Raw genomic sequence first — 12,096 nt, 5'->3', positions numbered from 1 at the left:
TTTCACGCCATCAGCAGGATCACACCCTGCCGGGTTTCCTGCACCATGCATGAATCGCCGCCGGCATCCGGTCGGCGAGAACGATCGTCCGCTTCGGAAAACCGATACGACGGAGTGTCCCCTTGACCACCCACCTCAAGCACCGTGCCGGCCCACGCATACTCCTGGCACTGATCGCGGCCCTGCTCACCATCACCGGCACCACCACTCTCGCCACCGCCCCCGCCGCCGCTGCCGACCAGCCCCACCCGGTCTACGCCATCGCACACCGAGTCGACACCCTCGACGGTGTGGACGCCGCCCTCAAGCACGGCGCCAACAGCATCGAGATAGACGTCTGCGCCTGGTGGAACCCCAACGAATGGCGGGCCTACCACGACTGCTCCTCGGCCGGCGACAACCGTCTGGGCCCCAGCTTCGACAGCATGATCGACCGCATCCTCTCCCACGCCGCCGCGGGCCGGCGGCTGTCGCTGGTCTGGCTGGACATCAAGGACCCGAACTACTGCGGAGAGCGGGAGAACCGCGGGTGCAGCGTCGCCGGACTCCGCGACAAGGCGCAGCGGCTGACAGCTGCCGGGATCCAGGTGCTCTACGGGTTCTACGAGTACCACGGCGGCAGCACCCCGGACGTCGGCGGGCGGGGCTGGAAAAGCCTGGAGGGCAGGCTCGGTGCGCTGGAGGGCATCACGACGACCGGAACCCGTGACCAGGCCCAGAATGCGTTCGACCGGTCCGGTTCCGGATTCCCGGCCGGCCGACGGGTGATGGACTACGGCGACAGCGACATCACCAAGGGGTTCGGCAACTGCACCGAAGCCACGTACTACACGTGCGCGGAACTGAAACGGGGCGCGGTGGACCGTGACGGCGGGCGGCTCGCGGCGACGCTGTCGTGGACGACCACCTACAACGATCCGTGGTACGTCGACAAACTCCTGGGCGACGGGCGGGTCGACGGCATCATCGCCGGCTACGGGGCCTTCACCGGAGTACGCGAGTACGACGACAGCTGGCAGTGCGCCAACTCCGTCAGCCTCATCCGTGACTGGGTCAACCGCCACAGCGGCACCCACCGCATGGCCACACCCGGCGACCGCCTCTTCAAGTAGGACGCGAACACGGTCCCGGACGCGGTCCTGGTCCTGGTCCTGGTGGGTGGTTCTTCCCCTTCCCCGTGCGACGGGGGGCGTGACGCCCGGCGGTCGAGGTCGGCGAAGTACGCGAAGGCCCCGGATCGTTGTCGGGGCCTTCGCGGTGTCCGCCGGTGGGCGGTCCTCGTGCCCTGTGCCCTAGGTCTTGGGTGTCCAGGGGGTGACGGCGGGTTCGGGGCCCTCCAGGGCCTGGCGGAGTTTCTCCTTGAGGGTCTTCGGCGGGGCCAGGGTCTCCTCGCGCGTGTGGACGAGACGGGCGACGGTGACGCGTACGTGGCACTCGCGGTGGCGCTGCCGCAGCCGGACCAGCCAGCTGCCGTCCGGGGTTCGGAAGGCCTCGCGGGCGGGGGTGTCCCCCGGTCTGGTGTGGCGGGCCAGGAGGGCCGGCAGGTGGTGCAGGGCGGCCTCCTCGGCCGTGGCGAGTGCCTGTTCGTGCGTGCCGTCGACCAGGTGGCGGGCGGCCAGTGTCCAGCGATGGAGTTTGAGTTCGACGCCGTCGGCGTGACGGGTCGTCCGGGTGTCCTCCTCGACGAGGACGTACCACTGGTCGGTAGTCATGGCCGGAGCCTAAGCAGTCACCGACCGGCTCGTGCACCCCGGCCCCGTGGTGGTCGCCCACGGCTGGCCGGGGCGCCGCGGACACGGGGCCGGGCCGGGGCCGGGCCGGGTCGGGGCGGGGGGGTGGGGGTGTCAGGTCCGGTGGTGCGGGGCGATGGCGAGCATCGCGACGTCGTCGTGGAGGGTGCGGGTGTGGCGGGGGAGGTCGGTGTTGAGGAAGTCGACGACGTCGGCGGGTCCGGGTGCGGGGCGGCCTTCGAAGCGGTGGCGGAGCCGTTCCACGAGCGGGTAGAAGTCGCCGTCGGTGTCGCGGGCCTCCACCAGCCCGTCGGTGACCAGCAGCAGCACGTCGCCGCGGGTGAAGCGGTGCGTGCACGCCACCGGTCCGTCCGCCGTGGTCAGGGCGTTCAGTCCGATCGGCAGCGCCGGTGGGCCTTCGAGGGTGCGGACGCGGCCTCGGGAGATCAGTACGGGTTCCACGTGTCCGTGGTTGGTGACCGTCACCCGGTGCGCCCGGCTGTCGTACTCGATGAGCACGGCGGTGGCGAACAGTTCGTCGTCGCGGATCTCCTCGGACTCGCGGACCAGGCCCCGTTCCAGGCGGGCGGCGACGGCCGGCAGGTCCCGCGCCTCGTACGCGGCTTCGCGGAAGCTGCCGAGGATCGCCGCGACGGTACGGACCGCCGGGAGCCTTTGCCGCGTACGTCGCCGATGATGGCGCGCTCCCCGGTCCGGGTGGCGCGGATGTCGAAGAGGTCGCCGCCCACCATGGTCCCGGCCTCGCTCGGCTGGTACAGGCTCGCTGCGAGCACGTTCCCGACCTGGTGCGGGACCGGCCGCAGCAGGGCCCGCATCAGGGCCTCGGTGACGGAGTCGGCGCGGACGAGGTGGCGTTCCTGGCTGCGGCGGTGCGCGGCGAGCGCGGTGGCGATGATGCCGACGAGGACGGTGGCGATGTCGGCGGTGACGTGGTGGTTCTCGCCGAGGTGGTGGAAGATCGCGGCGAGGGTGCCTTCCAGGAGGACGGCGAGGACGGTGAGCGCGGCGACGACGGCGGGGCCGTAGGCGTACGCGGCGATGGCGGGCAGGGCGATGAGGAAGAAACTCACCGCCCACTCCTTGTGGAGGGTGAGCTCCAGGAGGAGGACGAGGGCCACGCACAGGAACGGCAGCCATCGCATCCACGGCGGTGGTGGGGTGGGCCGGAAGCCTTCGTCGGTGTCGGCCGTCAGGGGCGCGTCCGGGCGGGTGCGTCCGACCGACCCCCGTGCGGGGTGCGCGGAACCACGCGCCCACGGGACCTGTGCACCTGGCCTCCTGACAGGAGCGTGATCGACTGTCACAGCGTGGGGAGGAAGTCGGGTCGAAGCGTCGATTACGCCGAACGCGGCATGTTGCCGCCCCCGCCACGGGCGGGGGGCGGGGGGGTGTTCGGGGGTGCCGTTGGTGGGCGCCGTCCGCCGGGTCCGTGCGCGCGCCCGGCCGTCCGCCGCGCCACGCGGGGCAGGGCGGACGGCCGGCGGAGGCGGCGGGGCGGGGCGGAGGGGGCGGAGGGGCGGACGTCCCGCGGCTCCCCCGTGGATTCCCCGTGGATTCCCGCCGCCGTCGCGGACGGTGGTCCCGGGACGGCGGGAATCCGGCGCCGCGGTCCGCGGTCCGGGTCGGGTCGTCCGGGGCTCGCCGCCCGAGGGCTTCGGGCGGTCCGGGCCGGGGTACGGGCCGCCGACCCGGTGGGAACCGTGCAGGGGGCGGGCCGGTGGATCGGCCGGTGCGGGCAGACCCGGGACCGGGGCGCGCGCCGGGCCCGCACGAGGGCCGGGCCGGGGGTGGGCCGGTGACCATCGGCGTACCCGGCCGAGGTCATCCTCGACGGGCGTCCCGTGCGCGGTCCCGTCGGTGACGCGGCCGGTCCTCCCGGTCGGGCGGCCGTCGGGTGGGGGTCACCCGGCCTGCAGCGCGGCCAGCCGTTGTGCGAACGAGGTCGTCCCGAGGCCGTTCGCGGGATCCGTCGAGGTGATCGCCCCGGTCGGGGAACGGGGTGCGATCGCGGCGGCGGTGTCGAGGTCCGGGACGACGTCCTGCGGGTCGGCGTGCCGGGTGGTGGGGGTTACGGAGCCCATGGCGCGGGCCAGTTCCGTGCCCGCGCGGGTGATCCGGCGGGCCAGGCCCGCCCGGCCCCAGTCCTCGGAGGCCGCGTACACGGCGGTGGGCACGACCGGTGCGCGCAGGTGGGTGAAGAGCGGGCGCATGGCGTGTTCGGTGACCAGGCCGTGCCGGGCGGTGCCGCCCGTCGCGCCGACGAGGACTGGTGTGCCGGTGAGGGCGTCCTTGTCGATGAGGTCGAAGAACGACTTGAACAGGCCGCTGTAGGAGGCGGCGAAGACCGGTGTCACGGCGATCAGGCCGTCCGCGGCCGCCACCGTGTCCAGTGCGGCGGCCAGTCGGGCGGGAGGGAACCCGGTGACGAGGTGCTGGGCGATCTCCGTCGCCAGTTCCCTCAGTTCCACCACCGTCACCTCGTGACTGGCTTCCATGTGGTCCATGTGGTCCAGGGTGGCGGCGGTGAGGCGGTCGGCGAGCAGGCGGGTGGAGGAGGGTGAGCTCAGTCCGGCCGATACGACGGCGAGTTTCATGCCTGCGTCTCCTGCTGCGGGGTGCGGCGGGCCGCCGCCACGCGGGCCTGGTGGGTCGGGGCGTCCGGGACTCCGGCCGGGCGCAGGTTCGCGAACTCCTTGCGCAGGACGGGTACGACCTCTTCGCCGAGCAGGTCGAGCTGTTCCAGGACGGTCTTCAGGGGCAGGCCCGCGTGGTCGACGAGGAAGAGCTGGCGCTGGTAGTCGCCGGCGTAGTCGCGGAAGGACAGGGTGCGTTCGATGACCTGCTGGGGTGAGCCGACGGTCAGCGGGGTCTGGGAGGTGAACTCCTCCAGGGAGGGGCCGTGGCCGTACACGGGTGCGTTGTCGAAGTAGGGGCGGAACTCGCGGACCGCGTCCTGGGAGTTCGGGCGTATGAAGACCTGGCCGCCGAGTCCGACGATGGCCTGTTCGGGGGTGCCGTGGCCGTAGTGGGCGTAGCGCTGCCGGTAGAGGTCGATCATCTGTCCGGTGTGGGAGGGGGGCCAGAAGATGTTGTTGTGGAAGAAGCCGTCGCCGTAGTAGGCGGCCTGTTCGGCGATCTCCGGGGAGCGTATGGAGCCGTGCCATACGAAGGGCGGGGTGTTGTCGAGGGGGCGGGGGGTGGAGGTGAAGGCCTGCAGCGGGGTGCGGAATTTACCGCTCCAGGTGACGGTGTCCTCGTCCCACAGGCGGCGCAGCAAGGCGTAGTTCTCGATGGCGAGGTCGATGCCGTCGCGGATGTCCTTGCCGAACCAGGGGTAGACGGGGCCGGTGTTGCCACGGCCCGTCATGAGGTCGACACGGCCGTCGGCGAGGTGCTGGAGCATCGCAAAGTCCTCGGCGATCTTCACCGGGGCGTTGGTGGTGATCAGCGTCGTCGAGGTGGACAGGATCAGGCGCTCGGTGCGTGCGGCGAGGTAGCCGAGCATCGTGGTCGGCGAGGAGGGGACGAACGGCGGGTTGTGGTGCTCGCCCGTGGCGAAGACGTCGAGGCCGACCTCTTCGGCCTTCTGCGCGATGGCGAGCATCGCCTTGATGCGTTCGTGCTCGCCGGGCACGCGTCCGGTCGTCGGGTCGGCCGTGACGTCGCCGACGGTGAAGATCCCGAACTGCATGGGTTTCCATCCCCTTTCAAGATTGTTGACCATTCAACCATGCGGAACGGGGAGCGCGCCCGCGGTATTCCCGGCAGGGTCGGGTACCGGGGCGCACCTCCGGATACTCCCGGGCGGCTGCGGGTGCCGGGGGGGCCTGGGGCACTTTCGGGTCCCTGCGGGCACGGAGCCGCCCCGGTACGTCCGGCCGTACGGGACCATGCGCGGCGGGGGCGGCGGGGGCGGGGAGCCGGGGGCTCGGGGCCCCGCCGGGGCTGGGGGCTTGAGGCCGAGGCAGGGCCAGAGCCGAGGCCGGCCCGGGGCCGGTGTACAGGGCCGGGGCGGGACGGGGTGCCGGGGCCGGCGGGCTTGCGGCCCCAGGCCGGGGCCGCGCCGGAGCCGGGGTAGCAGGCCGGGGTACCTAAGCCCGGCCGGGACCGGGGCAGGCGTGCCGGAACCGGTGCGCTGGAGCCGGAGTCGGCGCCAGGGGCCTGGGCCCCGGGGCTTGGGCCGGAGCCGAGGTACCAGGCCGGGGTAGCTGAGCCGGGCCGGGACCGAGGCTGGCGTGCCGGAGCCAGCCCGGGTTCCGGAGCCCGGGGAACAGGGCGGGCTTGGGGCCGGGGCCCGGGGGTGCCGGAGCCCGGGCAACGGGGGGTGCTTGGGCCCGGAGCCCGGGGCACCAGGAGTGCCGGGGCCCCGGGGGGGGGGCGGGGGGTCAGGGCTGGCAGAGGCCGCGGGCGTAGTCGTAGGTCGCGGTGGCCTGGGAGTAGCGCCACTGCGGGTCGAGCAGGTCGCTCTTGAGCTGCGCGGCCGCGGCCGGGCTCTCGACCACGTACCCGAAGTCCTGGAGCCAGGACGGGTACAGGTTCTTGGAGCCGATGTAGAAGGCCGACCCGTCGACCGAGACCAGCTTGTGGTGCTGGGCGTAGGGCTTGCCGTCCGCCCAGGTGGGCCGGTCGGACGCCCGGAAGGTGGCGAGCTGGAGGTTCTCGCACATCGCCGCGCGCGCCCGGCCGCCGTCACCGGTCAGGACCGTCAGACGGCCCCGCAGGGCGTCACCGACCTCGGAGAGCGACTTGATCTGCGAGTAGCCGCCGCTGCCGACCGTGCCGCGGTTGGCGGGGTCACTGACGACGATACGGACCTTCACACCGGAGACGAGCTTCGCGGCGAGGGCGTCGTAGAGGCGCACGTCGTAGCGCGGCAGCGGCGGGCAGGTGGCGTGGACGTCCTGCTGGGAGATCTCGATATGCGAAGCCGCACTGGAGACCAGGGCGCGCAGGGCGCTCTCCTCCGGGTTGACGGTGTCGTAGTCCCGGTCTGCATTGGTCCTGTCATGGATCCCGATCCCGCACCTGGTGTCGGCGGCCGCGGGCAGGACCGGACGGAAGGAAGAGACGGGATCGCTCTCGCGGATGCCGACGCCGAGACCGCCGACCGCCAGCGCGGGCACGTCGCCCCCGCCCGCCGGGACAGCCGGCCCCGGCAGGGAGGACATGCAGTCCGCACCGGGCGAAGCCGCGAACCACACCGAAGCCCAGTTGCCCTTGTTCCGGCAGGTCCACTCCCACAGCGTGTCCAGGTAGCGGACCGCGGAACCCGCGGCGGGCCCGGTCAGCGCGAGGTCGACATCACTGACGGGGTGCGAGGTCTCCAGATAGTCACCCTTCCAGCTGTTGACACCGCCGGTGATCACCGAAGCACCGTCCACGACGACCAGCTTGGAGTGATTCCAGGAGAACGCGGTCTTGGACGTCGTCATCGAAGCCACATTGAGGGAGATACGGCCTGCGACGTCCGGCCCCAGCCTCGCGAGCAGCTCGTCACGGTAGGAGGAAGGAATCACCGTGGCGTGATAGATCGGCGCGGCACCCACCAGAATCCGGACCCGGAGCCGGCCGCCCCTGCCTGCGGCCTCCTTCAGACCCGCGACGATCGCATCCTGGTAACCGCCGTCGGGAAACGGCGCGAGCGTGGAGATGTCCACCGTCTCACGGGCCCCGGCAATGTCCTGACGCATCTTGTCCAGAAGACGGCGGGTCCCGGGCCGGTCGGCACAGGCCGCGTCCCCCCAGCAGCCGGGAGTCTGAAGCAGCCAGTCAGCACCCCCCGGAACGGAGGAACCGAGCCGGTTGCCGGCGGTGCGCTCCCACACCGAGCCCTCCAGACCCGGGGAAACCTGACGCAGAGCCTGCTCAACCGAGTCCAGATGCGGAGTAGACCCACCCACCGCAGACACGGGGGCGGCTGACGCGGGAACTGTGGAAGCGGGGGCGGCGGAAGCGGGGGCGGCGGCGAGGGAAGTGAGGCCGAGTGCGAGGGCCGTGGCGCAAACGAGGGCCGTCGTACGGACGGTGCGTGCCAATGTGGTTCCTTGACTGAGGATGGGGGTGGCTCCGGACGGGAGCATGGCCGGCCACGCCCCCGACCTTGATCAACCCGCGTAAGTTACCAACACGTAGCCCCCCGTTCACCCAACCCGGACGAGTTCCAGCCACCCAACGCAGGCAGCACCCAGCACAGCCCCCGCCCCGGGCGCGGGAGTACGGGGCGGGCAGGGCCCGGATCCGGGAGCGCCGGGCGGGGGGCCAGGGGCACCGGGCGGGGCCGGGCGGCGGATCCGGCTGGTCAGGAGCCAGGACCCCTGGGACGACGCGCACCACAGGCTCTGAACCAGGCCGACGCAGAGATGAGTGCCTGCCCCGGCATTCTGGCCGCAGCCCTCACAGAACGCTGGGGTGGCCCGGTCACCCTCGACCTGGGGCCGTAGCTGGACGCCGGCTTCGAAGGCAACCATGCCCCCGGAGCAACTCGGCCGCCTCTCACAGGACGCGTCCAGCATGCAGGTGTGGCCCGTCCCGGACAGCCCGGGCCGGTGACGTACGGGACCGAGGGCCGGGGTCGTACGTCACCGGGCCGTACGGGACCGGAGGCGGGGCGGGCGTTTCCTCAGGCGGCGGCCAGGGCCTCCAGTGCGGGAACCGCTGCGGCAGGAGTCGGCAGGGCCGCGTTCTCCTCACGGAGGCGGACGGCCGCCTCAGCGAGAGCCGGGTCCGCAGTCAGACGGGCCAGCAGCCCGGCGTCGACGTCGTCGGAGGCCGAGCGCAGGGCTGCGCCCGTGGCGGTGAGCGCGTCGGCATTGGCGAAGTGGTCCGCGCCCTGGGGAAGCAGAAGCTGCGGCACGCCGGCCTGCAGAGCCGTGAGCAAAGTCCCGGAACCACCATGATGGATCAGCGCGTCGGAGGCGGTCAGCAACTCGGCGAGCGGAACCCACGGCAGCGGACGGACATTGTCCGGAAGGGTGCCGAGCGGACCGAGGTCCGCATCGCCCACGGCAAGCAGGAACTCAGCGTCCACCGACGCAGCCGCCTCAGTCAGACGCACAATGGCCCGGACACCATCCATCGCGGTGAGCACGGTGCCCAGAGTGACAGCCACACGCGGACGGCTGCCGCGCCGCAGCAGTCCGGCGGGGACGGTGCCACCGCCGTTGTAAGGGACGTAACGCACCCGCAGGCCGCCGGGGTCACCGCCGAGCGAGGCGGGGACGATGTTCAGCGCGGTGGGCTCGGCGGGGCCGTCCACCCCATACGCCCCGTACGCCTCGGTGAAGTTGGCAGCCAGCCGGGCGACCATGTCGAGGCCCGAGGTGACCCCGAAGTTGTGGACCACCGACGCGATCTTCAGTTTGGCCGCGACCAGCGGAGCCGAAGCCTGGAAGGAGTCGTAGACCAGCAGGTCGGGACGCCAGCTGTCGGCGGCCTCCAGCAGTCCGTCCACGGTGGAACGGGAGACGAGCGCGAAGCCGTGGGCCGCCCGGTCGAGAATCTGGTCCGTAGTCATGTCCGGTGCGACATAACGCACTTCCTCGTCCATGGACTGCTCGAAGACGTCCCGGATGCTGCGGCCGTCCCCGATCTCCACGATCGGGAAGCCGCTCTCGCGGAGCTGGTCCAGGGGCTGCGAGCCCGCGAACAGCACCTCGTGACCGGCAGCACGTAACGCCTGCGCCGTCGGGATCATCGGGAAGAGATGACCAGCCGCAGCCGGTCCGGTGAAAAGTATGCGCACGGTTTCTCCTTGCCATCGGTATGCCGGTCGGGGCGGGTCGTGCGGACCCGACCCGGTTCCCTCCGGTAAACCGACACGCACACACACCGCGTTCCCCACACAGGACCGATATCCGGACGTTCTTGCAGACACCTGTCCTGAAAAACGCTCCCGTCCCGAACAGAAACCCCCGGACACCGGCCCCGCCCCCAGCCGGCCGCAGAGCACCCGCCCCGGCCGACAGCGGGCAACGTGCAACGCGCAACGGGGACAGGGACAGCACCAGACGCAGGGGCGGCACCCGGTACGATCCCGGGACGGGCGGAGCCGTAGCGCAGAGGTCGACGCGCGCGGTCTCCAACACCGCGAGGACACCGGTTCAAATCCGGTCGGCTCCGCCCCTCCGGGAATCGGGCCTCCGCCCGTCCGGGGTGCGGACCTCCCTCGTACGGACTGACACTGACGGGGTCCGGACAACCACCACCGGCCGTACCGAGGCCAGCGCCGCCGCCCGTCGGCCCGTACCGGTGCGCGCCGCCCCTCGTGTACCCGGCCTCGTGCACCGCCCCTCGCGCCTCTGCCTCGTGTGACTGTTCGCGCGCCGTTGGGTCCGGGTGAGAGGGGGACCCTTGCTGGACCCTTGCTGTGTGGTGTCAGGAGAGGGGAACTCCAGTGGGGTGGCCGTCGGGGCGGCCTTAGCCGTGGTGATGGCCGGAGCCGGCGGGTGTGCTGGTGGAAACAGCACCGGCAGGCCGTCCGGAGGGGCGCCCGCCGCTGCGGACGGACAGACGGCCGGAACGCCGGCGCCGCTGGTGAGCATGCAGGCGGAGGCTGAGACGGTGTTCGGCGGCTTCGAGCGGGAGCGCCGGACGCCGGCGGGCTGGAAGAACGCCGACGGCTCCGCGGAGGTGACGACGGGTCCGCTCCTGACGGAGCGGAAGGCGAACACCGTGCTGAGCGCGGAACAGGGACACCACGGAAGCACCATGTCCAGGCTGGTCGAGCCGTCGTTCGCGATACCCGCGCAACGGGACCAGCCGTCGTACCCGAGGTCGTTCGTCGCGTTCAGCAAACCGAGCGGGCGCGAGACCGGCGAGCCCACTGCGGTGCACCTGGCTGCTCACGGCGGCACCGCTGCCGCTCAGCGCCGACGACGTGTCACATTTCGCCGATCTGGTCGTACAGGTCCGCAAGCACCCCGGTCGCGGCGGTCAGCCGCGACGCGGCCGGGGCCGCCGTGCCGTCGCCGACCGCGGACACCGACCGCGGCGCGTGCGGCCGCTTCGCGGACCACCTGAGCTTCACGACCCCGGACCGAGAGCCGCAGAGCGAGGAGTTCGCACCCGGACCCCTGACGGGACTCCCGTCGGCCGGCGCCCCGGGCCCCGCCGGCATGGCGGCCTGCAACTGTCTGCGGGCGCAGCTGCCGGAGGCCACCGGCGAACAAGCCGACTGACCACCCCCCGGGGTGCGAGGCAGCGGTGGCCGCCCCAGCGGTCCGACCGGCGCGTGCCCGTCCCCTGGGGGCCACCTCCCTGCCAGGATGAGCCCATGACCGCATCTCATACACCGGCAGACGCGCGCCGTCGCAGAAGTGACGGCTCCTTCCTCTCCCTGTGGTCGAAGGACTCGATCCTGTCCATCGGCTCGGTCGGCTCCATCTTGTCGATCGGCTCGGTCGGCTCCGTCCTGTCCATCGGCTCCGTGGGCTGCACCCTGTGCGCCGCCTCCGTCGGATCCTCGCTGTCCGTGCTCTCCACAGCCTCCTGGCTGAGCACCGGCTCACTGCTGTCCGCGCAGTCGCGCTGGTCGGTACTGTCCTGGCGCTCACGCAACGGCCTTATGGCAGCCGGCACCACCACCGGACTCGCCGCCGCCGGACTCCTGGCCGCGGGACTCGCACTGCGCTCGGTACGTACCTCCGCCAGGGGACGCCCGGCCCGCTGACACAGCCCCCGGAGAGGCGCCCGGCGCCCGCTGGACACACGGCCGCAGGGGGCCGGTCCGGTGTGCGGCCTCACACAGCGGGCGGGGTCCAGTCCGCGGGCAGGCCCGACTGGGCGAGAACGGCAGCCAGGCTGTAGTGGTCCTCGTCGGAGGCGATGCGGCAGTGGCTCCTGTCGAGATCCAGCTGGGTGGTCATCGGCACCGCGAACGGCTTGGGCGCGCCTTTGAGATGGCCGGAGTAGACGGCTCGGACCGTGATGCGGTCGCCGTCCAGGCGGGTGGTGCGGATGGTGACGTGAACGTTTTCGATCAGAGTGTCGGCGCGGGCCTTCCACCCCGCGATCTCCTGCCGACCGCGGAAGGTGGCACCCACCGCCTCGTCGGTGTACACGCCGTCGGCAGTGAACAGGGCGCCCAGCGCCTGGGGATCGGTGCCGTTCCAGGCACGGGCCCAGGCAGCGGCGATCCCCGGCGTACGGCGGTCGGTGTGCTGTGCGGCGTAGGCGGTGGACGCGGTGGCACAGAGGGAGGCAGTGGCAGTCAGCACGGCAAGGGTACGCAGCGCGCGGGACGTCATGGCGGAAGCTCCTGAGAGTACGGATTCGACGGATACGGTCATGTCGGCATCGCGACAACGGCGGTGGCGGACGGGCCCGGGAACTTCCGCGCCGGGGTGGG

Annotated in this window: 10 protein-coding genes and 1 tRNA gene; 4 read left to right on the top strand and 7 right to left on the bottom strand. The window is 72.1% G+C overall.

The genetic code is table 11. The annotated features are described in order from the left end of the window. The first annotated feature begins 122 nt into the window (after positions 1–122). A complete protein-coding gene (locus DEJ51_RS34320) occupies positions 123–1,112 on the top strand; it encodes a phospholipase (RefSeq protein WP_150261584.1) in 990 nt (329 codons plus the stop codon). A 180-nt stretch (positions 1,113–1,292) separates the two neighbouring features. Here DEJ51_RS34320 and DEJ51_RS34315 read toward each other — a convergent pair whose 3' ends face one another. The 6 genes from DEJ51_RS34315 to DEJ51_RS34290 form a co-directional block, all read right to left on the bottom strand. Beyond that, entirely contained in the window at positions 1,293–1,712 is a 420-nt protein-coding gene (locus DEJ51_RS34315) for a hypothetical protein (protein WP_150261583.1), read from the bottom strand. A gap of 132 nt (positions 1,713–1,844) precedes the next feature. Next, entirely contained in the window at positions 1,845–2,888 is a 1,044-nt protein-coding gene (locus DEJ51_RS34310) for a PP2C family protein-serine/threonine phosphatase (RefSeq protein ID WP_223836115.1), read from the bottom strand. 764 nt (positions 2,889–3,652) lie between these two features. Next, complete coding sequence (locus tag DEJ51_RS34305; RefSeq protein ID WP_150261582.1) at positions 3,653–4,345, bottom strand: CE1759 family FMN reductase; 693 nt, start codon at positions 4,343–4,345, stop codon at positions 3,653–3,655. Continuing rightward, positions 4,342–5,442, bottom strand: coding sequence for an LLM class flavin-dependent oxidoreductase (locus DEJ51_RS34300; protein WP_150261581.1), 1,101 nt, complete (start codon positions 5,440–5,442; stop codon positions 4,342–4,344). The genes DEJ51_RS34305 and DEJ51_RS34300 overlap by 4 nt, the downstream gene beginning before the upstream one ends. Before the next feature lie 694 nt (positions 5,443–6,136). After that, complete coding sequence (locus DEJ51_RS34295; protein ID WP_223836114.1) at positions 6,137–7,441, bottom strand: phospholipase D-like domain-containing protein; 1,305 nt, start codon at positions 7,439–7,441, stop codon at positions 6,137–6,139. Between the two features lie 929 nt (positions 7,442–8,370). Further along, positions 8,371–9,492, bottom strand: coding sequence for a glycosyltransferase (locus tag DEJ51_RS34290; protein WP_150261579.1), 1,122 nt, complete (start codon positions 9,490–9,492; stop codon positions 8,371–8,373). A 302-nt stretch (positions 9,493–9,794) separates the two neighbouring features. Here DEJ51_RS34290 and DEJ51_RS34285 point away from each other — a divergent pair. The 3 genes from DEJ51_RS34285 to DEJ51_RS34275 all read left to right on the top strand — a co-directional run bounded on the left by DEJ51_RS34285 (position 9,795) and on the right by DEJ51_RS34275 (position 11,418). Beyond that, positions 9,795–9,869 (top strand) — tRNA-Trp (locus DEJ51_RS34285). Positions 9,870–10,708: 839 nt separating this feature from the next. After that, on the top strand, positions 10,709–10,927 hold the full coding sequence (locus tag DEJ51_RS34280) for a hypothetical protein (RefSeq protein ID WP_150261578.1): 219 nt from the start codon (positions 10,709–10,711) through the stop codon (positions 10,925–10,927). A 95-nt stretch (positions 10,928–11,022) separates the two neighbouring features. Continuing rightward, positions 11,023–11,418: a hypothetical protein gene (locus DEJ51_RS34275; protein WP_150261577.1), complete on the top strand. Its 396-nt coding sequence runs from the start codon at positions 11,023–11,025 to the stop codon at positions 11,416–11,418. Positions 11,419–11,488: 70 nt separating this feature from the next. On the opposite strand, the gene DEJ51_RS34270 is transcribed toward DEJ51_RS34275, so the two are convergent. After that, complete coding sequence (locus DEJ51_RS34270) at positions 11,489–11,995, bottom strand: nuclear transport factor 2 family protein (RefSeq protein WP_150261576.1); 507 nt, start codon at positions 11,993–11,995, stop codon at positions 11,489–11,491. Between the last annotated feature and the right edge of the window lie 101 nt (positions 11,996–12,096).

This window comes from Streptomyces venezuelae (genome assembly GCF_008642275.1).
GTDB classification, from domain to species: Bacteria; Actinomycetota; Actinomycetes; order Streptomycetales; family Streptomycetaceae; genus Streptomyces; species Streptomyces venezuelae_E.
This window is presented reverse-complemented; position numbering and strand designations above follow the sequence as displayed.